This is a genomic window from Pseudoduganella umbonata (assembly GCF_014192225.1).
Classification (GTDB): domain Bacteria; phylum Pseudomonadota; class Gammaproteobacteria; order Burkholderiales; family Burkholderiaceae_D; genus Rugamonas; species Rugamonas umbonata.
Genome location: NZ_JACHXS010000001.1, coordinates 78328 through 100233 on the forward strand (window position 1 = coordinate 78328; position 21906 = coordinate 100233).

At 68.0% G+C, this 21906-nt stretch carries 18 protein-coding genes; 13 read left to right on the plus strand and 5 right to left on the minus strand.

What is annotated here, in order from left to right:
• Positions 1 to 105: 105 nt before the first annotated feature.
• Positions 106 to 1680 (plus strand): methyl-accepting chemotaxis protein, encoded by a 1575-nt coding sequence (locus FHS02_RS00295; RefSeq protein ID WP_137312270.1) that lies wholly within the window; start codon positions 106 to 108, stop codon positions 1678 to 1680.
• A gap of 266 nt (positions 1681 to 1946) precedes the next feature.
• Positions 1947 to 2897 carry an alpha/beta fold hydrolase gene (locus FHS02_RS00300; RefSeq protein ID WP_137312271.1) on the plus strand — a complete coding sequence of 317 codons (951 nt, stop codon included), beginning with the start codon at positions 1947 to 1949 and terminating at the stop codon, positions 2895 to 2897.
• Between the two features lie 134 nt (positions 2898 to 3031).
• On the opposite strand, the gene FHS02_RS00305 is transcribed toward FHS02_RS00300, so the two are convergent.
• Positions 3032 to 3754: a PEP-CTERM sorting domain-containing protein gene (locus FHS02_RS00305; protein WP_175424684.1), complete on the minus strand. Its 723-nt coding sequence runs from the start codon at positions 3752 to 3754 to the stop codon at positions 3032 to 3034.
• 365 nt (positions 3755 to 4119) lie between these two features.
• Positions 4120 to 7974: an amino acid adenylation domain-containing protein gene (locus FHS02_RS00310; RefSeq protein WP_137312273.1), complete on the minus strand. Its 3855-nt coding sequence runs from the start codon at positions 7972 to 7974 to the stop codon at positions 4120 to 4122.
• A 130-nt stretch (positions 7975 to 8104) separates the two neighbouring features.
• Between FHS02_RS00310 and FHS02_RS00315 the strand changes: the two genes are divergently transcribed.
• Positions 8105 to 9055 (plus strand): 2-hydroxyacid dehydrogenase, encoded by a 951-nt coding sequence (locus FHS02_RS00315; RefSeq protein ID WP_137312274.1) that lies wholly within the window; start codon positions 8105 to 8107, stop codon positions 9053 to 9055.
• A gap of 159 nt (positions 9056 to 9214) precedes the next feature.
• On the opposite strand, the gene FHS02_RS00320 is transcribed toward FHS02_RS00315, so the two are convergent.
• Positions 9215 to 10384, minus strand: coding sequence for an ABC transporter substrate-binding protein (locus FHS02_RS00320; RefSeq protein WP_137312275.1), 1170 nt, complete (start codon positions 10382 to 10384; stop codon positions 9215 to 9217).
• 231 nt (positions 10385 to 10615) lie between these two features.
• On the opposite strand from FHS02_RS00320, the gene FHS02_RS00325 reads away from it, so the two are divergent.
• Positions 10616 to 11704 (plus strand): porin, encoded by a 1089-nt coding sequence (locus FHS02_RS00325; RefSeq protein ID WP_137317219.1) that lies wholly within the window; start codon positions 10616 to 10618, stop codon positions 11702 to 11704.
• 63 nt (positions 11705 to 11767) lie between these two features.
• Here FHS02_RS00325 and FHS02_RS00330 read toward each other — a convergent pair whose 3' ends face one another.
• Entirely contained in the window at positions 11768 to 12592 is an 825-nt protein-coding gene (locus tag FHS02_RS00330; protein ID WP_137312276.1) for an IclR family transcriptional regulator domain-containing protein, read from the minus strand.
• Positions 12593 to 12785: 193 nt separating this feature from the next.
• Between FHS02_RS00330 and FHS02_RS00335 the strand changes: the two genes are divergently transcribed.
• The 7 genes from FHS02_RS00335 (at position 12786) to FHS02_RS00365 (ending at position 18821) form a co-directional block, all read left to right on the plus strand.
• Positions 12786 to 13454: a 3-oxoacid CoA-transferase subunit A gene (locus FHS02_RS00335; RefSeq protein ID WP_137312277.1), complete on the plus strand. Its 669-nt coding sequence runs from the start codon at positions 12786 to 12788 to the stop codon at positions 13452 to 13454.
• Positions 13451 to 14125, plus strand: coding sequence for a CoA transferase subunit B (locus tag FHS02_RS00340; RefSeq protein WP_217496885.1), 675 nt, complete (start codon positions 13451 to 13453; stop codon positions 14123 to 14125). Before FHS02_RS00335 ends, FHS02_RS00340 begins: the two co-directional genes overlap by 4 nt.
• Positions 14122 to 15324: a 3-oxoadipyl-CoA thiolase gene (gene pcaF / locus FHS02_RS00345; RefSeq protein ID WP_137312278.1), complete on the plus strand. Its 1203-nt coding sequence runs from the start codon at positions 14122 to 14124 to the stop codon at positions 15322 to 15324. The genes FHS02_RS00340 and pcaF overlap by 4 nt, the downstream gene beginning before the upstream one ends.
• Positions 15325 to 15468: 144 nt before the next feature.
• Positions 15469 to 16323, plus strand: a complete 855-nt coding sequence (locus tag FHS02_RS00350; protein ID WP_137312279.1) for a branched-chain amino acid ABC transporter permease — start codon at positions 15469 to 15471, stop codon at positions 16321 to 16323.
• A 29-nt stretch (positions 16324 to 16352) separates the two neighbouring features.
• Positions 16353 to 17369: a branched-chain amino acid ABC transporter permease gene (locus FHS02_RS00355; RefSeq protein WP_137317221.1), complete on the plus strand. Its 1017-nt coding sequence runs from the start codon at positions 16353 to 16355 to the stop codon at positions 17367 to 17369.
• Between the two features lie 5 nt (positions 17370 to 17374).
• Entirely contained in the window at positions 17375 to 18127 is a 753-nt protein-coding gene (locus FHS02_RS00360) for an ABC transporter ATP-binding protein (RefSeq protein ID WP_175424971.1), read from the plus strand.
• A complete protein-coding gene (locus FHS02_RS00365; RefSeq protein ID WP_137312281.1) occupies positions 18120 to 18821 on the plus strand; it encodes an ABC transporter ATP-binding protein in 702 nt (233 codons plus the stop codon). Before FHS02_RS00360 ends, FHS02_RS00365 begins: the two co-directional genes overlap by 8 nt.
• A 398-nt stretch (positions 18822 to 19219) precedes the next feature.
• Here the strand turns inward: FHS02_RS00365 and FHS02_RS00370 are convergent, their stop codons facing one another.
• Complete coding sequence (locus FHS02_RS00370; RefSeq protein ID WP_137312282.1) at positions 19220 to 19699, minus strand: MarR family winged helix-turn-helix transcriptional regulator; 480 nt, start codon at positions 19697 to 19699, stop codon at positions 19220 to 19222.
• A gap of 129 nt (positions 19700 to 19828) precedes the next feature.
• Between FHS02_RS00370 and FHS02_RS00375 the strand changes: the two genes are divergently transcribed.
• A complete protein-coding gene (locus tag FHS02_RS00375; protein WP_137317222.1) occupies positions 19829 to 20926 on the plus strand; it encodes a Rieske 2Fe-2S domain-containing protein in 1098 nt (365 codons plus the stop codon).
• The gene (locus tag FHS02_RS00380; protein WP_137312283.1) at positions 20923 to 21879 is read left to right on the plus strand and encodes a PDR/VanB family oxidoreductase; all 957 of its coding nucleotides are present in this window, start codon (positions 20923 to 20925) and stop codon (positions 21877 to 21879) included. The genes FHS02_RS00375 and FHS02_RS00380 overlap by 4 nt, the downstream gene beginning before the upstream one ends.
• Positions 21880 to 21906: the final 27 nt, after the last annotated feature.

The window sequence follows — 21906 nt, forward strand, 5'->3', positions numbered from 1 at the left end:
GCAGCCGTAGCCCCGTCAGTTATAATGTTGGCTTCCGGCATCAACTCGACAGCCGATATCGATCTCTTCCGCAATCAACGACCGTCCTGGTCGCAACCCGCCGCCATGAAACTCTCCAACCTCAAAATAGGCGTTCGCCTGACGCTGCTGGCCGCCTTCTTCCTGCTGACCCTGCTGCTGGTAGGACTGACCGGCTGGAACGCGCTGCGCGACATGAACAGCCGCAACGCCGCCGGCTTCACCGAGGCCGAAGGATTGATGCGCGCGGTGGACGGCGCCCGCTCGGCCCAGGTCGACTTCAAGATCCAGGTGCAGGAATGGAAGAACATCCTGCTGCGCGGCCAGGATCCGGCGCAACGCGACAAATACACGAAAGCGTTCAACGCCGGCGGCAGGGCCACGGCGGCAAAGTTGACCGAACTGAAAGGTACCCTGGGGACGCTGGGCCTGGAGACGGGCGCCGTCGACGAAGCGCTGCGGCTACATGCCGAGCTGGTGGGACGCTACCTGGACGCACTGCGCCAGTTCGACGCCGCCGATCCGGCCGGGGCGCAGAAAGTCGATGTGCTGGTGCGCGGCATGGACCGCGCCGCCACCGAACGCATCGACGCCATCGTCGACACGATCCGCAAGGAAGCGGCGAGCCGGGTTGCCGCCGTGGCGGAGCGCAACGGCGAAATCTACCGCAACTCCGTGCTGACACTGCTGGCACTGCTGCTGGCGGCCGTGGCGATCGGCGCGCTGATCGTCGTGACGCTGGTGCGCGGCATTACCGTGCCGCTGTCGCACGCACTGGGCATCGCCAGGGACGTGGCGGCCGGCGACCTGCGCCACGACGTGCACAGCACCCGTGCCGACGAGATCGGCGACCTGCTGCGCGCGCTGGGCACGATGAGCGGCAACCTGTCGCGCATCGTGGCGCAGGTGCGTACCGGCACGCAGGCCATCGCCGTGGCGTCCGCCCAGATTGCCGCCGGCAATGCCGACCTGTCGGCCCGTACCGAGTCGCAGGCCGGCTCGCTGGAGGAAACGGCGGCATCGATGAGCGAACTGACGGGAACCGTGCGGCAAAACCGCGACAATGCCGAGGCCGCCGCCGGGCTGGCCGGCCAGGCCACCAGTGTCACCAACCGCGGCAGCCAGACCGTAGCCGAGGTGGTGCGCACGATGGGCACGATCGACGGCACGTCGGCCAGGATCGCCGACATCATCGGCGTCATCGACGGCATCGCCTTCCAGACCAATATCCTGGCGCTGAATGCGGCGGTCGAGGCGGCGCGCGCGGGCGAACAGGGCAGGGGATTTGCCGTCGTCGCCAGCGAGGTGCGTGGCCTGGCGCAGCGCTCGGCTGTCGCGGCGGCGGAAATCCGCGGGCTGATCACCGAGTCGCTGGCGGAAGTGGCCGAGGGCCGCGCGCTGGTGGACCGCGCCGGCGCCACGATGCGCGAAGTGCTGGACAGCGTGGCGCAGGTGGCGGAAATGGTGCAGCAGATTTCCCTCGCCAGCGGCGAGCAGCAGCAGGGCATCGAGCAGATCGACGAGGCGATCGCCCATATCGACAGCACCACCCAGCAGAATGCCGCGTTGGTCGAGCAGGCCGCCGCGGCCGCCGAGTCGCTGCGCCGGCAGGCCGGCCAGCTCGATGCATCGGTGGCCGTGTTCAAGCTGCGCGCCGCGTGACGGGCTGCCGCGGCCGCGCCGCCGATGCGCATCGCGCCGTCGTTGCTTTCGTTATTCCGATTAGCTAAAGTATCGGAATTGACCCATCGATAATAAACGAATGCCGGCCAGCGTCACCGCGGCGGCATCCGCGCTACGGCGCAGGAAAGCACACAAATGAATCCATCGGGACGTGCCGCCGTGGTGACCGGCGCCGCCAGCGGTTTGCGCCCTGGCCCGGGCTTCGGCCCCGGCCAGGGCCGCGCCATGGGCGAGGCGGAGTACTGATGCCGACGCTCGCGACGATCGCGGCCGCGGCGGCCGGGCTGGCCGTGCCCGCCGTCGCGGGCGGACTGGCGCTGTTTACCCGTCACGTGGAACGCAAGGTCGAGGCGGCGCTGCCGCCCCAGGGTATTTTCATCGACGTGCGCGGCGCCCGGCTGCACGTGCGCGAACAGGGGCAGGGGCCGGCGCTGCTGATGATCCACGGGCTGGGCGGGCACATGGCGCATTTCACCTACGAGGTGGCGCGGCAACTGGCACATCACCACCGCGTGGTGACGGTCGACCGGCCCGGTTCCGGTTATTCCGCGCGGCGGCACGGCACGCCGGCCGGATTGCGCGAACAGGCCGCCGCACTGGCCGAGCTGATCGACCGCCTGGAGCTGGAATGTCCACTCGTCGTCGGGCATTCGTTCGGCGGCGCCGTGGCTCTGGCGCTGGCGCTCGATTACCCGGAACGCGTGGCCGGCCTGTCGCTGCTGGCTCCGCTCACCCACCTGCCCGACGAAACCCCTGCCGCATTCCGTGTATTGGCGACGCAGTCGCCGCTGCTGCGCCGGCTGGTCGCCTGGACGGTGGCCACGCCGGGTGCGATCGCGCGTGGCGGCGCCGTCCTCGAGGACGTGTTCGGGCCGGATCCCGTGCCGCATGATTTCTCGACCCGGGGCGGCGGCCTGCTTGGTCTGCGGCCGAGCCAGTTCCTGGCGGCCGCCGATGACCTGGGAGCGCTACCTGGGCAACTGCCGGCCTACAGCAGCCGTTATGGGGAACTGCGCATGCCGGTCGCCGTGCTGTTCGGGCGCGACGACAGGATCCTGGGGTGGCGCGAGCATGGCGAGGCGCTGGCCTGCAAGGTGCCGCATGCGGTGCTCGAAGTGGTGGAGGGCGGGCATATGCTGCCCGTCGCGCAGCCGGACTTGACAGTGCAGTTCATCCGGGCAGCGGCGGCCCGGTAGGAATCCCCGAACGCCGGGCGTGGCGGCGGCGCAAACTTCCAGGCGTAAAAAAAGCCGGGCAATTGCCCGGCCAGACTGTAGGTTCCCACAGTGCGGTGGCGAACAGCCGCCGGCCGTGGCCGGCGGCAGGTTCATCAACGCTGCTTGCGGCGACGCAGTGCAGCCAGCGTCAGCAGGCCAGCACCCATCATCATGTACGTGCCTGGTTCCGGTACCGGCGACGTCATGCCGTAGAAGTTGCCCGTGCCGACGACGTGGTTCGTGGTGCCCGGGAACGGCTGCGTGAAGCTCGACGAGAACGACAGGTCCGAGCCATCGACTTGCGCGTTGGTGTCGAAGTAGGCAGCGGCAACGCCACCGACGACGTCCAGCTGGCCCAGGCCGCTCAGGTTCGGCGGCAGCGTCGAGTTGACCGTACCGCGCAGGGTAGCGCCTTCGTATTCGTGGCCAGCCAGGCTCAGCCACAGCGTGCCCAGACCGACGTTACCGTCGTTCATGCTCAGCGGGTCGGCCGGGTTGATCGTCGACGGGCCGTTGTTGACGAAGATGTTCACGAAACCGCCCGTGTACAGCGTGGTGTTGCCGGTCACGGTCGAAGGGGTGTAGCCGCCGTAGACGATGGTCAGTTCGCAGCCGGCGCAGAACTTGTCTTGCGCGGTGCCGTTCATCGTCGAGATGATGCCGTAGCCGCGTGCCGTACCGTCCTGCTCGAAGATCTGGTGCATCTGTACCGACGACGAGGAGAAGTCCAGGCCATACTCTGGATCCCAGGTGACGCCACCCACGGTTTGTGGGGCAGCGTAGGCGGCACCGATCGACGACATTGCTACTGCCAGGCCCAGCAGGGTAGTTTTCATTTTGCTCACGTATGGCTCCAAGTTGTTAAGGTTAAAAAGGTTCGCGTTTTTATTTTTTTCATAAGCATATGCAACTTGCATGCCAGCACTCGACCGTAGCAGCTAACGTGTTGATTTTGCTCAAATTGGCAATCTTATAAATTGGTTAAGGAAACATGACTTAATGTTACTGTAAAGATTTCCGACAGCCGTTGAGTGCCTTTTTTGCGTAGGCTTATGAATTCATTAAGAAAAGCAGCGCGCGTCACTGTAAAGTTTTCCGACAGTGCATCGGCCGGTGACGACGATTCTTATGAATTCGTTAAGCAAATACGCCACCGCGGACTGTAAGAATTTCCGACAGTCGAGCAAGCCGGCGCCTTTGCTCATGCGGCGACCAGGCCCGCGCCCGGCCTGCCGCCATCCGGAGCCGTGACCCCGCCGCCGGCGTCATCGTCCCCGGCGTCGCGCGCGCCGCTCTGCGCTTCGCCTTGCGCCATCGCCTGCGGCGACCCGTGAGCTTTTCCCGGTGCGCCATCCTGCGCTGCGTTTCGCGCAGCGCGACGCGGCAAGCCGGCTTGCAACAGGCCGCGGTCGTCCAGCACGCCGCCAGCCGTCCAGCGGGCCGTGCGGCCGGTGCGGAACATTCGCCCGTCCGGCGCCAGCGGGTGCCGGACGAAGCGGGCGGCCGTCATCTCGGGCCGGTGCAGGTAGCCGCGCGCCAGTCCGGGTCCACCAATGTAGAGTTCGCCCGGCACGCCGAGCGGTGCCGGCTGGCCCCAGGCATCCAGCACGTATGCCGACATGTCGGGCAGCGGATGGCCGATCATGCCTGCCGCCGCATCGCGACCCGCGCCGCCGCGGGCCGGGGCAAAGCAGGTGGCGTGCACGCCGGTTTCGGCGCTGCCGCGCGTCGCCAGCAGCCGCGGCCCTTCGGCATGCGCCGCCAGACTATCCAGCCGCGCTGCCACCCCCGGCGATTCGCCCCGCACGACGACATGACGCAGGCACGGTGCCAGGGTGGGCCAGGCGGCGTCCGCGAACGCCTGTGCCGGCAGTGTCAGGAGCGTCACCCGTTCGTCGCGCACCAGGCGGGCCAGCGCGTCCGGCGTCCGTTTCCCCGCCGGCACCACGACGGCACGGGCACCCGCCAGCAGCGCGCCCCACAGCTCCCACAGGAACAGGTCGGTGGCAGGGGAGGCGCAGACGGTCCACGCGTCGGCCGCGCCGCCATCGATCCAGGCGCCGGCGGCATCGAACAGCCGCGTGACGTTGCGGTGTTCCAGGGCCACGCCGGTCGTGCCGTCGCCATACACGATCCAGGCCAGGTCCGATGGGGACACGGCCGACGCGGGATTGGCGCGCGGCATCGCCTGCCAGGGGCCGGGTCCGTCCAGGTGCAGCACGGTGGCGATGCCGGCCGGCGCCTGCACCGTCCGCACCGTCAACAGCATCGATGCGCCGGCATCGGCCAGCACGGCGCCGATGCGGCCGGGGCCGGCCGCGGCGTCGAGCGGAAGGCAGGCGCCGCCAGCTTTCAGCACACCCAGCGCGGCCACCACCAGCGCGGTGCCGGCCGGCATGCACAGCCCCACCGGCACGTCCGGACCGATGCCGACCGATTGCAGGTAATGGGCCAGGCGGTTGGCCGCGTCGTTCAAAGTGCCATAGGTGACGGCGGCGCCGTCGTCCGACAGGGCGATGGCGTCGGGCGAGCGTGCGGCGACCGCTTCGACCAGGCGGTGCAGGCAGCCGCGCCCCGGCACTGGCGCCGTGGCCGACCAGCCGAGGAGCTGCGCCCGTTCGGCCGGCGGCAGCACGTCGAGCGCCGTGACGGGCGTGCCGGGGGCCTGCTCCAGCGCGTCCGCCAGCGCCGCCAGCGCGCACAGCATGAAGTCGCAGATCCGCGCCGGGCCGGCGGTCGCGGCGCATTGCGCGGTCAGCCGGAAACCATCGCCGAGGTCATCCACGGTCAGGGCCAGCGGGTGGTCGCGCCGTGGCGGTGCTTCGGCGCCGGCATGGCGGTAGTGCAGCAGGGCGGTGGTGCCGGCGGCCGCCCCGTGCGGCACGTGCCGGTGATCGACCAGCGTGGCGATCGCCAGGTGCGTGCGGTGCAGGGCGTCTTCGGTGCCGGTGCCTTCCAGCGCGATCCGCAGCGGCAGCAGGCACTCGCCGATACCGGTGGCGGTGTGCCAGGCCGGCAGCGCGGTGGCGAACAGGACGTCGCGACGGCCGGTGCCGCGCGCCAGCACGCAGGCCCATGCCAGGTGGAACAGGCTGGCCGGCATCAGGCCGCGCTGGCGCGCCGCGGCGCGCAGGCGCAGCGCCAGCGCCGGGTCGACGTGGCGCCGCGCCAGTTCCGGCATGCCCGTGCCATCGAGGCCGAACGGCGCGGGCAGGTCATCCGCACCATCGAGCATCGCGCGGAAGAATGCCTGGCCGCTTGCCACGGGAGCCGTCGCGGATGGGGTGGCAGGGAGGGCAGGAAGTGCAGGCAGCGCGGCCAGCGCAGCCACGGTCGGCCGCTCGCAGAAGGTGCGCATGTCGATACCCTGGCCGCGCTCGCGCAGCAGTTCCACCAGTCCGAGCGCCGTGGGCGCATCGCCGCCCAGCGCGAAGAAATCCTCGTGCCGGCCCACACGGGGCAGCTTCAGCAGCGCGCACCACAGCGCGGCCAGCTCGCGTTCCGCTTCGTCCTGCGGCGCGGCGTAGTCCTGCGCCGGGAAGGCCGCGGCATCGGGCGCCGGCAGCGCGTTCCGGTCGAGCTTGCCGTTCGCCATCAGCGGCAGCGTTTCGAGTCCCACGTAGGCGGCCGGCACCATATAGGGCGGCAGCGCGGCGCGCGCCAGCGCCTGCAGTTCGGCCGGGTCGGGTGCGTTTGCGCCATCGGCCGGCGTCACGTAGGCCAGCAGATGCCCGCCCGCTGCATCGGCCACCACCAGCGCGGCCGCCACGCCGGCGTGGCGCACCAGGCACGCTTCCACGTCGCCCGGCTCGACGCGCTGGCCATGGACCTTCAGCTGCCCGTCGATGCGGCCGAGGAAATCGAGGCTGCCGTCCGGCAGTTGCGCGACCAGGTCGCCGGTGCGGTACAGGCGCTCGCCGTTCACCTGCACGAAGCGCTCGGCCGTCAGGTCGGGGCGGTTCAGGTAGCCGCGCGCCAGGCGCGTGCCGCCGATATACAGCTCGCCCGGCTCGCCAGGCGCCACTGGCTCCCAGCCCGCATCGAGCACGCGCACCACCGAGCCGGCAAGCGGCCGGCCGATCGGCACGCGTGCCGCCCCGGGCGGCAGCATCGGCAACTGTTCCGCGGTGGCGGTGACCGTCGCTTCGGTCGGGCCGTAGGCATTGGCGATGGCGATCCGCATGCCGAAGCGGGCCTCCCACGCGCGCACGCTGCCCGGCTGCACGACTTCGCTGCCGACGACCAGCTGGCGCAGTGCCGGCAGCCGCACGTCGCCGCCGGCCGCCAGCACGTGGTCGCACCACGGATGCCAGAACGACGCCGGCAGGTTCAGCACCGTGATGCGGCGTGCCTCGACCTGGCTCGTGAAGGCCGCCAGCGCGTCGGCCGGGCCGGGGTCGCGCAGCACCAGCGTGGCGCCGTGCAGCAGCGTGGGCCAGACTTCCTCCGCCAGCACGTCGAACGCGGGAGCCGCGAATTGCAGCACCCGGTCGCGCGGCGACAGGCCGGCCAGCGCGCCGAACGCCTCGACGTGGCAGGCCAGCTGGCGGTGCTCGACCAGCACGCCCTTCGGCTCGCCGGTGGAGCCGGACGTGTAGATCACGTAGGCCAGGCTGCCGCCGTCGACGTCGCGCGGCAGGTTCGCGTCGTCCTCCGCAGCCCAGGGCGCGCCGTCCAGGCACAGCGCCGCGGTCCGCGGGCCCAGCATGCCGGCGCAGTCCTGCCGCGTGACCGTCACCGCCGGATCGGCATCGGCCAGCATGAACGCGATGCGTGCTGCCGGATAGGCCGGATCGACGGGCACGTAGGCGGCACCCGTCTTCAGCACGGCGAGCATTGCCATCACCAGCGGCGCGCCGCGCTCCAGGCACAGCGCCACCAGCGCGCCGGGCCGCGCGCCGCGCCGCTGCAGGTGCCGCGCCAGCCGGTTCGCCGCGGCGTTCAGGTCCGCGTACGTTACGCTGCCTTCCGGCCCCTGCAGTGCGATGGCATGCGGCGTCAGCGCGGCCTGGCGTTCGAATCGGCGGTGGATGCATGGCGGAAGGGAATGGGTCATCGTCCTGTCGGCGGCTACTCATGAGGAAGCGACGTATATTGCCTTCCATTTAATTCTTATATGTGAAGAAATTGTAAGAAAGTGTCAGCCGTCCTAGAATGGCCGTTCGTTCACTCATGAATAAATCTGCATGAAACCGGAAATCCTCGTGATGGCGGCCAGCCCGTCGGCGTCCGTGATGGCGCAGCTGGAACAGCATTTCACCTGCCACCACGTGTGGCAGGTTGCGCCGGAAGGCCGCGCCGCCTTCATTGCCGGCGTGGCGCCCGGCGTGCGCGGCGTGGCCACCACCGGCATGGCCGGCATCGGTGCCGCGCTGGCGGCGCAGTTGCCGCGGCTCGAGATCGTGGCCGTGAACGGCATCGGCGTCGATGCGGTGGATTTCGCCGCGCTGCGCCCGCGCGGCATCGCGGTGACGAATACGCCCGGCGTGCTGACGGACGACGTGGCCGACCTGGCGGTGGCGTTGCTGCTGGCGGTGTCGCGCCGCATCCCCGCGCTGGATACCTATGTGCGCGCCGGCCAGTGGCAGGCCGGCGTGCCGGTCAGGCCGGCGCGCGCATTGCGCGGCAAGGTCGCCGGCATCTATGGATTCGGCCGCATCGGCCAGGCGGTTGCCGCGCGGCTGGCGGCGTTCGGGCTGCAACTGCGCTACTGGCAGCCGAATGTGAAGGCGGGCGTGACGGTGCCGCGCGCCGCGTCGCTGCTGGAACTCGCGCGCGACAGCGATTACCTCGTCGTCTGCGCGCCGGGCGGCGCGGCCACGCGCAATACCGTGGATGTGGCGGTGCTGGAGGCGCTGGGGCCGGAAGGTACGCTGGTCAACATCGCGCGCGGCTCGCTGGTCGACGAGCCGGCGCTGGGCGCCGCGCTGGCCGACGGCCGCCTCGGCGCCGCCGCGCTGGACGTGTTCGCCGACGAGCCGTCGGTCCCCGCCGCGCTGGCCGCGCTGCCGAACGTGGTGCTGACGCCGCACGTGGGCAGCCTCACCGTCGAAACGCGCCACGCGATGGGGCAGCTGGTCGTCGACAACCTGCTCGCCCATTTCAGCGGGCAGCCGCTGCTGACGCGGGTGGAGTAACGCTGGCTGAAGTGTTGCTCCAAAACCGGTGGCGAAGCAGGGGTTTCGGGGAGCTTGCTCCTCGCCTGCGTAGCGGAGATAGCTTGCAAGCTATCTCTCCTTCCAGACACCAGTTAGTTTGAAATGTTTCTCTAAAACCCCTGCCACGTTTTTTGCAACTTATTGCTTGCCCGGATCCTTCAGGTCGGGGAACTTGTCGAACTCGATGTTGTAGACCTCGTTGCCGACCTTCTTCACTTCGCGCACATACACGGTCTGCACGATGTCGCGCGTGGCCGGGTCGATGGCGATCGGACCGCGCGGGCTGTTCAGCTTCATCGTCTTCAGCACGGCCATCGCCTGGTCGCCGTCGATCTTGCCGTTCAGCTTGCGCGACACGTCGTAGATCGCGGCCATGCCGTCATACGCGGCGACGGCCATGAAGTTGGGCCGGCCGCCCTTCGGATTGGCGGCGGCAAAGCTCTTCAGGAACGCCTTGTTCTCGGCCGAGTCGTGCGCGGCCGAGTAGTGGAACGTGGTGATCACGCCCAGCGTCGCATCGCCCATCGCCGGCAGCACGTGGTCGTCGGTCAGGTCGCCGGTGGCGATCACCTTGATGCCGGCCGCGGCCAGCCCCCGTTCGCGGTAGCCCTTCATGAACGCGATGCTTTGTTCGCCGGCCGGCACGAACACGAAGATCGCATCCGGCCTGGCATCCTTGATGCGCTGGATGTACGGGGCGAATTCCGGATTGCGCAGCGGCACGCGGATCGATTCCGTCACCTTGCCGCCGGCGCCTTCCAGCGTCTTCTTGAACGCCGCTTCGGCATCCAGGCCGGGGCCGTAGTCCGCCACCAGCGTGACGACCTTATTGAGCTTGTTCTTTGCCGCCCAGGTGCCCATCGGCGCCGAGATCTGCGGCAGCGTCATCGAGAAGCGCACGATGTAGTTCGATTTCGTCGTGATCGCCGACGTGGCCGCGTTCATGATGATCATCGGCTTCTTCGCCTGCTGTGCGATCGGCGCGACGGCCAGCGCTTCCGGTGTCAGGCCGAAACCGGCCAGGAAATCGACCTTGTCGCGCACCACCAGTTCCTGGGCCAGGCGCTTGGCGATTTCCGGCGAAGGGCCGGTGGTGTCCTTGAGGATCAGCTGGATCTTCTTGCCGGCCACCGTGTCGCCATGCTGCGCCATATAGGCCTTGATGCCGCCTTCCATCTGCTTGCCGTAGTCGGCGAACGGGCCGGAAAACGCGGCGATCACGCCGACCTTGATGGTGTCCTGCGCGTGAGCCGCCGGCAGGACGAAAAGCTGGGCGCCGGCCAGTACCGCGGCGATCGTGTATTTCATGGTTGTCTCCTTTGTTATGAACACCGCGCCAATCATCAGGCTCCTTGAGATTCTTGACAAGGCCCGGTAACGGTCATAGTATCGATTCAGCGTTCGATAAGCAATCTATTGTTCGATCACCGAACGACGAACCGAACCACCATAAAATCTACAGGAGACAGCATGAACGGAATCACTGGCGAACGGGCGCGCGGCCGCAGCATCGGCAACGGCGCGGGCAAGGGCGGGAGCATGGGGTTGGCGACGGCGGTGGCAGGCGCGCTGGCGCTGCTGGCGGCGGGCGCGGCGCAGGCGCAAAGCAACGTCACGATCTACGGCATCATCGATACGGCGGTGGCGCACGTGGACAACACGAACGCCGCCGGCGATTCGGTGACCAAGGTGGCATCGCTGACGGGATCGTTCCCATCGCGCATCGGCTTCCGCGGCACGGAAGACCTGGGCGGCGGCCTGTCCGCCATCTTCACGCTGGAAAGCGGCTTCGGGCCCGATACCGGCGCGATGGGGCAGGGCAACCGCCTGTTCGGCCGCGCCGCCAATGTGGGCCTGAAGGGCAAGTGGGGCACGCTGACGCTGGGCCGCCAGGTCAACATGACGTACATCGCCGGCCTGAAGGCCGACGTGCTGGGCCCGAACCTGTTCGCCATTGGCAGCATCGACCCTTACCTGCCGAACGCGCGCAGCGACAACGCGATCGGCTACCTCGGCAACTTCAACGGCATCGTGGCGGGTGCCACGTACAGCTTCGGGCGCGACACGTCGACCTCCGGCGGCCCGGCCGCCACCGGCTGCGCGGGCGAATCGCCGGCCGACTCGAAGGCCTGCCGCCAGGTCACCGCACTGCTCGGATATGAAGTCAAGGACTACGGCATCAACGCGTCGTTCGACAAGCTGTACGGGAACACCGGCGCGGCCAATGGCCTGACCAGCAGCAGCAACTACGACCGGCGCGTGACCGTCAACGGCTACTGGATGATCAAGGGCACCAAGCTGGGCGCCGGCGTCATCGACCGCAAGACCGATGCCGTCACCGGCATCACCGAATCGGCGCTGTACTACCTGGGCGTGAGCCACCCGGTCACCCCGCTGCTGACCTTCGATGCGCAGGTGGCGCGCAAGAACGTCAAGCGCAGCGACGACGACACCGACATGGTGGTCGCCAGGCTGACGTATTTCCTGTCGACGCGCACCGCCATCTACGGCGCGCTGGGGCTGATGAACAACGATGGCGTCGCCGCCGTCGCGCTCGATGCCGGCGGCAGTGTCGGCGCCGGCAAGCCGCAGCGGGGCCTGATGGCGGGGCTGCGGCACCACTTCTGATCGCGCTTCACGGCCGAGACCGTGGTCGAAGTTGACACGGACTCGGCAGTAGCGGGGCGATGCTTACGGCAGCAGCACGGCCAGTTCGCGGGCACCCTGCTGCAGCACGGGCAGGAACTGCTCTTCCATCTGCCGTGCGCTGACGCGGCCGGCCTGGGCGCCGACGTTCAGCGCGGCGAGCACGGTGCCGGAGGCGCCGCGCACGGGAACCGCGATGGAGCGCAGGCCCACTTCGAGTTCCTCGTTGTTGATCGCGAAGCCCTGCTCGCGCACCTGGGCCAGCACGGCGCGCAACTGTTTCTGGGTGGTGACCGTGTGCTCGGTCAGCGGTTTCAGCCGCACCTTGTCGAGGTAGGCCTGCAGCTCGGCTTCCGGCAGGTAGGCCAGCATCACGCGGCCCAGCGACGTGCAGTACGCGGGCAGCCGGCTGCCGGTGTTCAGCGCGACGGACATCACGCGGGAGGTGGCCGAGCGGGCCACGTACAGGATCTCGTTATCGTCGAGCACCGCCAGCGAGCACGATTCGTTCAGCGTGCGGCTGATCTGGTTCAGGTAAGGCTGGGCCGATACGGTGAGCGGCGTCGACGACAGGTAGGAATAGCCGAGCGTCAGCACCTTCGGCCGCAGCGAGTAATTGTTGACGTCCGATTCGGCATAGCCGAGCTGCTTCAGCGTGTACAGGCAGCGGCTGACGGCGGCGCGCGGAATGCCGGTCTTCTGGCTGATCTGCGCGATCGTCAGGCTGCGGCGCGAATCGGAAAACGCCTGCAGCACGGCAAGCCCGCGCGCCAGCGACGTCATGAAGCTGGGGTCGGCCAGCGCCTCGATCTGCTCGGCGATCGTGGCTTCGCGCTCGGCAGGGATGGTTTTATTGGTGGTTGTGGTCATCACGGTCTCTTGGAAGTGGAGCGAGTGTAAATGAACTGCGTGAACTGCGTGAACTGCGAAGGAACAGCCTGGGTCGACGGATTTTTCCTTGACCTCGGCGACCGGCGGTGCCACACTTAGGCTGTTCGATTAACAGATTATAGTTCGATTATCGAACACATGGTAACTAATTGAAGGCAGGAGGAAACACCCCGTGATTGACAAGACTATCGACACCATGGCGCAGGCCGTGGCCGGCATTCATGACGGCGCGACCGTGATGATCGGCGGCTTCGGCAACGCCGGCATGCCGGCGGCGCTGATCGACGCGCTGATCGCGCAGGGCGCGCGCGACCTCACCATCGTCAACAACAATGCCGGCAACGGCGAAACCGGCCTGGCCGCGCTGCTGAAGGCGAAGCGGGTGAGGAAGATCATCTGCTCGTTCCCGCGCCAGGCCGATTCGCAGGTGTTCGATGCGCTGTACCGCGCCGGCGAGATCGAGCTGGAACTGACGCCGCAGGGCAACCTGGCCGAGCGCATCCGCGCCGCCGGTGCCGGCATCGGCGGCTTCTTCTCGCCGACCGGCTACGGCACGCTGCTGGCCGAAGGCAAGGAAACGCGTACCATCAACGGCAAGAACTACGTGCTGGAGTCGCCGATCCACGCCGACTTCGCACTGATCAAGGCATTGCACGGCGACCGATGGGGCAACCTGGTCTACCGTAAAACGGCGCGCAACTTCGGCCCGATCATGGCCACCGCCGCCAAGGTCACCATCGCGCAGGTCACGCGCATCGTCGAACTGGGCGAGCTGGATCCCGAACACATCGTCACCCCGGGCATCTTCGTGCAGCGCGTGGTGCAGGAGGAAGCACAATGACTATTCAAAAGATGAGCCGCGACGCCATGGCGAAACGCGTCGCACAGGACATCCACGAAGGCGCCTACGTCAACCTGGGCATCGGCCTGCCGACGATGGTGGCGAACTACCTGCCGGCCGACCGCGAGATCTTCCTGCACAGCGAGAACGGCCTGCTGGGCATGGGCCCGGCCCCGGCGCCCGGCGAGGAAGACGAAGACCTGATCAACGCCGGCAAGCAGCCGGTCACCCTGCTGACGGGCGGTGCCTACTTCCACCATGGCGACTCGTTCGCGATGATGCGCGGCGGCCACCTGGACATCTGCGTGCTCGGCGCGTTCCAGGTGTCGGCGATCGGCGACCTGGCCAACTGGCATACTGGCGCTCCGGATGCGATCCCCGCCGTGGGCGGTGCGATGGACCTGGCCATCGGCGCGCGCCAGGTCTTCGTGATGACCGATCACCAGACCAAGTCCGGCGAGAGCAAGATCGTCGAACAGTGCAGCTACCCGCTGACGGGCATCGGCTGCGTCAACCGCATCTACACGGACCTCGCCGTGATCGACGTCACCTCCGACGGCCTCGTCGTGCGTGAAATGGTCGACGGCCTGACGTTCGAGGAACTGCAACAACGCACGGCGGCGCCCCTGATCGCTGCTTTCACTGGCGCCAACAAGGAGAACACGAAATGACCGAAGCATTCATCTGCGACGCGATCCGCACCCCGATCGGCCGCTACGGCGGTGCCCTGAAGGACCTGCGCGCCGACGACCTGGGCGCGCTGCCGCTGGCCGAACTGGTGCGCCGCAACCCCACCGTCGACTGGGAAGCGATCGACGACGTCATCTACGGCTGCGCCAACCAGGCCGGCGAGGACAACCGCAACGTGGCGCGCATGTCGACGCTGCTGGCCGGCCTGCCGCAGGGCGTGCCCGGCACCACCGTCAACCGGCTGTGCGGCTCCGGCATGGATGCCGTGGGCATCGCCGCGCGCTCGATCCGCTCCGGCGACACGTCGCTGATGCTGGCCGGCGGCGTCGAATCGATGACGCGCGCGCCGTTCGTGATGGGCAAGGCCGACAGCGCCTTCTCGCGCAACGCCGCCATCTACGACACGACGATCGGCTGGCGTTTCCCCAATCCGCTGATGAAGAAGCTGTACGGCACCGACTCGATGCCGGAAACGGCGGAGAACGTCGCCACGGACTACAACATCAGCCGGGAGGACCAGGACCGTTTCGCGCTGGCCAGCCAGCAGCGCGTGGCGGCGGCCCAGGACGCGGGCTGGTTCGATGCCGAGATCATGGCGGTGACGATCCCCGTCAAGAAAGGCGAGCCGATCGTGTTCGCGCGCGACGAACATCCGCGCGCCACGACCATCGAAGCGCTGGCCAAGCTGAAAGGCGTGGTCCGTCCGGACGGTACCGTCACGGCGGGTAACGCGTCCGGCGTCAACGACGGCGCCTGCGCCCTGTTGCTGGCCAATGAAAAGTCGGCGGCCGCGCATGGCCTGGTGCCGAAGGCCCGCATCGTCGGCATGGCCACGGCCGGCGTGGCGCCGCGCGTGATGGGCATCGGCCCGGCCCCGGCCACGAAGAAGCTGCTGGCCAACCTGGGCATGACGCTGGACCAGTTCGACGTGATCGAACTGAACGAAGCGTTCGCGTCGCAGGGCATCGCCGTGCTGCGCGAACTGGGCCTGTCGCAGGACGATCCGCGGGTGAACCCGTGGGGCGGCGGGATCGCGCTGGGCCACCCGCTCGGCATGAGCGGCGCGCGCCTGGTGACCACGGCCATGAACCAGTTGCACCGTGGCGGCGGGCGCTTTGCCCTGTGCACCATGTGCATCGGCGTGGGGCAGGGCATCGCCATCGTCATCGAGCGTGTGTAAATGCGCGTGTGTGATGAACGCGTAAAGCGCCTGTAAGCAAGCGGTAGTATCAGTAGCATGGCCAGCCGACAAAGAGCGGCGGCCTTGCGATCGATCTTGGAGAATCGAGGAGACAATTATGCATTTCCATGACGGAGGCCGGCGATGATCGGCGTCCTTTTCGACGGCGTGGCGTACGGCAGCCTGCTGTTCATGATCAGTGTCGGCCTGTCGGTAACGATGGGCATGATGAACTTCATTAACCTGGCCCACGGCGCGTTCGCGATGCTGGGCGGCTACGTCTGCGTGATGCTGCTCGATCGCGCCGGCGTGCCATTCCTGGCCACGCTGCCGCTGGCCTTCCTGGCCGCGGCATTCGTCGGCTTCATCCTCGAGCGCACGCTGTACCGCCGGCTGTACAAGGCCAGCCACCTGGACCAGGTGCTGTTCTCGATCGGCCTGACCTTCATGGCGGTCGCCGGCGCCACCTACTTCTTCGGCCCCACGCAGCAACCCGTCAGCCTGCCCGAATGGCTGCGCGGGCAGGTCTCGCTGTTCGGACTGGAAGTGGGCACGTACCGGCTGTTCCTGATCGGCGTCGTCATCGTCGTCACGGCACTGCTCGGGCTGCTGATCGAGCGCACCCGCTTCGGCGCGCAGATCCGCGCATCGGTCGACAACCATACCGCTTCCGAAGGGCTGGGCATCAACGTCAGCCGCGTGTTCAGCCTGACGTTCGCGCTGGGCTCCGGCCTGGCCGGCCTGGGCGGTGGCCTCGGCATCGACGTGCTGGGGCTGGACCCCAGCTTCCCCGTCAAGTACATGGTGTACTTCCTGCTGGTCGTCGCCGTCGGCGGCGCGGGCACGATCACCGGTCCGCTGCTGGCCGCCATCGTGCTGGGCGTGTTCGACGTGGCCGGCAAATACTATGTGCCGGAGATCGGCGCGTTCGTCATCTATGCGCTGATGGTGGTATTGCTGCTGGCATTCCCCGCAGGCCTGATCAGGAGGAAAGCATGAGTGCGATATCGAAACCGGCCATGTCGAAAATGGAAGTCGCCGACAAGGCGCCGGTACGTCCGGCAGCGGCGCTGCCCGTGCCGCGCCTGCCCGATGGCCGCTGGCACCCGCTGGAAATCGTCTTCTGGCTGCTGCCGGTCGCCAGCTGGTTCCTGTTCCCGCAGTACCTGGTGCTGACCAGCCAGATCATGATCGTCGGCCTGTTCGCGCTGTCGCTGGACCTGATCCTGGGTTACGCAGGCATCGTGTCGCTGGGGCATGCGGCGTTCTTCGGACTGGGTGCCTACACGGCCGGGCTGCTGTCCGTGCACGGCTGGGGCGAGCCGGTCACCGGGCTGCTGGCCGGTGCGGCCGTGGCCGGCATCTTCGGCTGGATCGTCAGCTTCCTCGTCGTGCGCGGCCAGGACCTGACGCGCCTGATGGTCACGCTGGGCATCGGCCTGATGCTGTTCGAAGCGGCCAACAAGGCATCGTGGCTGACCGGCGGCGTTGACGGCCTGTCCGGCATGATGGTCGGTAACCTGCTGGGCGTGTTCGAGTTCGACCTGGAAGGCAAAACCGGCTTCGTCTACAGCTACGTGGTGCTGTTCCTCGTGTTCCTCGTGCTGCGCCGGCTGGTGAACTCGCCGTTCGGCCTGGGCCTGCGCGGCATCCGCGAGGGCGGGCGCCGCATGCCGGCCATCGGCGCGGACGTCAATTCCCGGCTGCGCGCCATCTTCACGGTGGGCGCCGTGGTGGCGGGCATCGCCGGTGCGCTGCTGGCGCAGACCACGCAGTTCGTCGGCCTCGACATGCTGGGCTTCCCCCGCTCGGCGGAGCTGCTGATCATGCTGGTGCTGGGCGGTACCGGGCGGCTGTACGGCGCGCTGATCGGCGCGGCGGTCTTCATGATCGCCCAGGACAAGATCGCCGGCATCAATCCCACCTACTGGCAATTCTGGATCGGCCTGCTGCTGGTGTGCATCGTGATGTTCGCCAAGGGCGGCATCGTCGGCGGCTTCGCCAATCTGCTGGAACGCCTGCGCGAACGGAAGGAGAACAAATGAGCGGCATGGATACCACCTTGCGAACCGAGGGGCTGTCGAAAAGCTGGGGCGCCTTCAAGGCCAACAGCGACGTCTCGCTGACATTCACGCCGGGCGCCCGGCATGCGCTGATCGGCCCGAACGGGGCCGGCAAGACCACCTTCATCAACCTGCTGACGGGCGGCTTCGCGCCGACCAGTGGCCGCGTGTTCCTGGGCGGCGAAGACATCACCGGCCTGCCGCAGCACCAGCGTGTAAAACGCGGCATGACGCGCACGTTCCAGATCAACACGCTGTTCGCCGGCCTGACCGTGCTGGAATCGGTGGTGCTGGCCATCGGCGAGCGGCGCGGCGTGCAGAACGTGTGGTGGAAAACCGTCGCGCGGCATCACGACATGGTCGACGAGGCGATGGCGCTGCTGCATTCGCTGCGCCTGGCCGACCAGGCCAACAGCATCACGCGCAGCATGGCCTACGGCAAGCAGCGGCTCGTCGAGATCGCGCTGGCGCTGGCCACGCAGCCGAAGATCCTGCTGCTCGACGAACCGGCCGCCGGCATCCCGCAGGCGGAAAGCCGCGAGCTGTTCGAAGTGATCGCCGGCCTGCCGCGCGACGTGACGATCCTGTTCATCGAGCACGACATGGGCCTGGTGTTCAAGTTCGCCGAGCGCATCACGGTGCTGGTCGGCGGCAAGGTGCTGACCGAAGGAACGCCGGCGGAAATCGCCGCCGATCCGCGCGTGAAGGAAGTGTACCTGGGGGAGGGCGGCCATGACTGAACTGCTGGCGGTAGACCGCGTGACGGCAGGCTACGGCGAATCCATCGTGCTGGAAGACGTGTCGTTCGCCCTGAACGAGGGGGACAGCCTGGCGCTGCTGGGCCGCAACGGCGTCGGCAAGACCAGCCTGCTGACCACGCTGATGGGCCTGACGCGCCTGCACAAGGGCGCGATCCGGTGGGCCGGCAAGGACATCGCCCGCGTCGCACCGTACAAGCGGGCGCGCGCGGGGCTGGGCTGGGTACCGCAGGAGCGGCACATGTACCCGTCGCTGACGGTCGAGGAGCACCTGACGGTGGTCGCGCGGCCGGGGCGGTGGGACGTGAAGAAGATCTACGAGGTCTTCCCGCGGCTGCAGGAACGGCGCTCGAACATGGGCAACCAGCTGTCCGGCGGCGAGCAGCAGATGGTCGCCATCGCCCGGGCCCTGATGACGAACCCGCGCATGCTGCTGCTCGACGAGCCGATGGAAGGCCTGGCGCCGATCATCGTGCAGGAACTGCTGGCGGTGATCCGCAAGCTGGTGCGGGACGAAGGCCTGTCGGTGATCGTCGTCGAGCAGCATGCGCGGCTGGCCCTGTCGCTGACGCAGCGCGCCATCGTGCTGGACCGCGGATGCATCGTGCATGATTCGGACAGCCGCGAGCTGCTGGACGATGGCGCGAAGCTGGACCGGCTGGTGGCGGTGGCCTGAACGCGGCCAACAAGGCTGAGCTCGTGTTGCCGGACTATAGTCCGGCTGCCTGGCACCGGGACACGGGCTGAACCACGGCTAGCAAGGCTGAGCCCGTGTTGCCGGACTATAGTCCGGCTGCCTGGCACCGGGACACGAGCTGAACCACGGCTAGCAGGGCCGAGCTCGTGTTGCCGGACTATAGTCCGGCTGCCTGGCACCGGGACACGAGCTGAACCACGGCCAGCAAGGCCGAGCTCGTGTCAGCGTGCCTGGCACCGGGACACGAGCTGAACCACGGCCAGCAAGGCTGAGCTCGTGTCAGCGTGCCTGGCACCGAGACACGGGCTGAACCACGGCTAGCAAGGCTGAGCTCGGGTCAGCGTTCCCTGCACCCGGACACGAGCTGGGCAGTTGGCTCAGGCGGCATCCGGCCTTGCCAGCGGCGCCCGGCTCTGGGCGTTGTTCTCCAGTACGAGCTTGTCCAGCAGCCGCATGAACTGCGCCTGCTCGCGTGCCGTCAACGGTGCGAGCAGGCGGTCGCGCAGGCGGTGTACGGCCGGGTCGAGACGCTTCAGCAGGGCGGTGCCGCTGGCGGTGATCGTCAGCGCGCGCTGGCGGCGGTTGTGCGGGATGACCTTGCGCTCCAATAAGCCTTTTTCTTCCAGCCGCGCGCACACGCTGGCGCCGGTCGAGGTGTCGATCGCCACCAGGCCGGCCAGCGTCACCTGGTCGATGCCCGGGCTGGCCGCGAGGGTGCGCAGCAGCGCATACTGCACCGGCGTCAGCTCGCCCTGGATTTCATCGTGAAAGATCGATACCGAGATCTGCTGCGCGCGGCGCAGCAGGTGGCCCGGATGTTCGTGCAGGTCCAGCAGGTCGTGGTTGTCGTTGTCCATGGAGATCGATAAATATTTGTCGTGCCTAGTTTACTTCGGACGCCGTGTGCGCGAATATTCAGTGTACTGAATATCGAAGTTCAGCACCAAAAAAAAGGAGACCATATGAACGCCCCCGCACCTTCCGCCATCTACCCGAAGAATGCCTGGTATGTCGCCGCCACGCCGGACGAGATCGCCGACAAGCCCTTGGGCCGCCAAATCTGCGGCGAGAAGATCGTGTTCTACCGCGCCGCCCAGGGCGTGGCCGCCGTCGAGGATTTCTGCCCGCACCGCGGCGCGCCGCTGTCGCTGGGCTTCGTGCGCGACGGCACGCTGGTCTGCGGCTACCACGGCCTGCAGATGGGCTGCGACGGCAAGACGGTGGCGATGCCCGGCCAGCGCGTGCGCGGCTTCCCGTGCATCCGCAGCTATCCTGCCGTCGAGCGCTACGGCTTCATCTGGGTCTGGCCGGGCGATGCGGCACTGGCCGATGCCGCCACGATCCCGCACCTGCACTGGGCCGTGGACGAAGGCTGGGCCTACGGCGGGGGCCTGTATCACATCGGCTGCGAATACCGGCTGATGGTCGACAACCTGATGGACCTGACGCACGAGACCTATGTGCACGCGTCGTCGATCGGCCAGAAGGAAATCGACGAGGCGCCCGTCACCACGAAGACCGTCGGCGACGAGGTGATCACCAGCCGTTTCATGGAAAACGTGATGCCGCCGCCGTTCTGGCAGGCGGCGCTGCGCGGCAACGGCCTGCCCGACGACGTGCCGGTCGACCGCTGGCAGATCTGCCACTTCACGCCGCCCAGCCACGTGCTGATCGAGGTGGGCGTGGCGCTGGCGGGCAAGGGCGGGTACGACGCGCCGGCCGGGTTCAAGGCATCGTCGATCGTGGTCGACTTCATCACGCCGGAAACCGAGACCACGCACTGGTACTTCTGGGGCATGGCACGCAACTTCAAGGCCGACGACAAGGCGCTGACCGACACGATCCGCACCGGCCAGGGCAAGATCTTCAGCGAGGACCGCGCGATGCTGGAACAGCAGCAGGCGAACATCCTGCGCCATCCGGAGCGGCGCCTGCTGATGCTCAACATCGATGCGGGCGGCGTACAGTCGCGCAAGGTGATCGACCGCTGGCTGGCGCGCGAAGCACCAGCACCGGCACCGGCACCGGCACCAGCACCGGCACTAGCGCAGCCGCAGACGCAGGCAGGGCAGGTGGCGGCATGAGCACGCTGCGTGTGAAAGTCGCCCGGCGCGCCTGCGAGGCCGACGATGTGTGCAGCTACGAACTGGTCGCCGTGGATGGCGCAACTCTGCCGCCGTTCACGGCCGGGGCGCACATCGACGTCCACGTCGGCGGCGGCATCGTCCGCCAGTATTCGCTGTGCAATGCGCCGCATGAGACGCACCGCTACCTGATCGGCGTGCTGCGCGAGCCAACCTCGCGCGGCGGCTCCAGTGCGATGCACGAGCGGATCGCCGAGGGCATGGAACTGGACGTCAGCGTGCCGCGCAATCATTTCGGCCTGGCCGGCGGGACGCATCACAGCGTGCTGTTCGCCGGCGGCATCGGCATCACGCCGCTGCTGGCAATGGCCGAACACCTGCACGCGCAAGGCCTGCCGTTCACGCTGCACTACAGCGTGCGCAGCGCGGCGCGGGCCGCGTTTCGCGCACGGCTGGACGAAGCGCCGTTCGCCTCTGGCGTGCGCCTGCACCTCGACGAAGAAGGCACGCGCCTCGACGTGGCGGCCGCGCTGTCGGAATGTCCGCCGGGGACGCACCTGTACGTGTGCGGCCCGGCCGGCTACATCGACCACGTGCTGCGCGCGGCGCGCGCGCTGGGCTGGGGCGACGACCGCCTGCACCGCGAGTACTTCGGCGCCGCGCCCGTCGTGGAAGAGGCGGGCGAGCGGGCTTTCGACGTGCGCATCGCCAGCAGCGGCAATACCTATGCGATACCGCCCGGCCGCACGGTGGTGCAGGTGCTGGCCGAGCACGGGATCGACGTGCCGGTATCGTGCGAGCAGGGCGTCTGCGGCACCTGCCTGACGCGCGTGCTGGAGGGCATACCCGAGCACCGCGACCTGTACCAGACGGAGGAAGAGCAGGCAGCCAACGACCAGTTCACGCCGTGCTGCTCGCGTGCGAAGAGCGCGCTGCTGGTGCTCGATCTGTAGTGCAGTAGGTTTGTAGTCCCGTAGTTT

Bases quoted from the DNA above. Each gene is read 5' to 3' on its own strand.
- FHS02_RS00295 (WP_137312270.1), top strand. From the start codon at position 106: ATGAAACTCTCCAACCTCAAAATAGGCGTTCGCCTGACGCTGCTGGCC.
- FHS02_RS00300 (WP_137312271.1), top strand. From the start codon at position 1,947: ATGCCGACGCTCGCGACGATCGCGGCCGCGGCGGCCGGGCTGGCCGTG.
- FHS02_RS00305 (WP_175424684.1), bottom strand. From the start codon at position 3,754: ATGAAAACTACCCTGCTGGGCCTGGCAGTAGCAATGTCGTCGATCGGT.
- FHS02_RS00310 (WP_137312273.1), bottom strand. From the start codon at position 7,974: ATGACCCATTCCCTTCCGCCATGCATCCACCGCCGATTCGAACGCCAG.
- FHS02_RS00315 (WP_137312274.1), top strand. From the start codon at position 8,105: ATGAAACCGGAAATCCTCGTGATGGCGGCCAGCCCGTCGGCGTCCGTG.
- FHS02_RS00320 (WP_137312275.1), bottom strand. From the start codon at position 10,384: ATGAAATACACGATCGCCGCGGTACTGGCCGGCGCCCAGCTTTTCGTC.
- FHS02_RS00325 (WP_137317219.1), top strand. From the start codon at position 10,616: ATGGGGTTGGCGACGGCGGTGGCAGGCGCGCTGGCGCTGCTGGCGGCG.
- FHS02_RS00330 (WP_137312276.1), bottom strand. From the start codon at position 12,592: ATGACCACAACCACCAATAAAACCATCCCTGCCGAGCGCGAAGCCACG.
- FHS02_RS00340 (WP_217496885.1), top strand. From the start codon at position 13,451: ATGACTATTCAAAAGATGAGCCGCGACGCCATGGCGAAACGCGTCGCA.
- pcaF (WP_137312278.1), top strand. From the start codon at position 14,122: ATGACCGAAGCATTCATCTGCGACGCGATCCGCACCCCGATCGGCCGC.
- FHS02_RS00350 (WP_137312279.1), top strand. From the start codon at position 15,469: ATGATCGGCGTCCTTTTCGACGGCGTGGCGTACGGCAGCCTGCTGTTC.
- FHS02_RS00355 (WP_137317221.1), top strand. From the start codon at position 16,353: ATGGAAGTCGCCGACAAGGCGCCGGTACGTCCGGCAGCGGCGCTGCCC.
- FHS02_RS00360 (WP_175424971.1), top strand. From the start codon at position 17,375: ATGGATACCACCTTGCGAACCGAGGGGCTGTCGAAAAGCTGGGGCGCC.
- FHS02_RS00365 (WP_137312281.1), top strand. From the start codon at position 18,120: ATGACTGAACTGCTGGCGGTAGACCGCGTGACGGCAGGCTACGGCGAA.
- FHS02_RS00370 (WP_137312282.1), bottom strand. From the start codon at position 19,699: ATGGACAACGACAACCACGACCTGCTGGACCTGCACGAACATCCGGGC.
- FHS02_RS00380 (WP_137312283.1), top strand. From the start codon at position 20,923: ATGAGCACGCTGCGTGTGAAAGTCGCCCGGCGCGCCTGCGAGGCCGAC.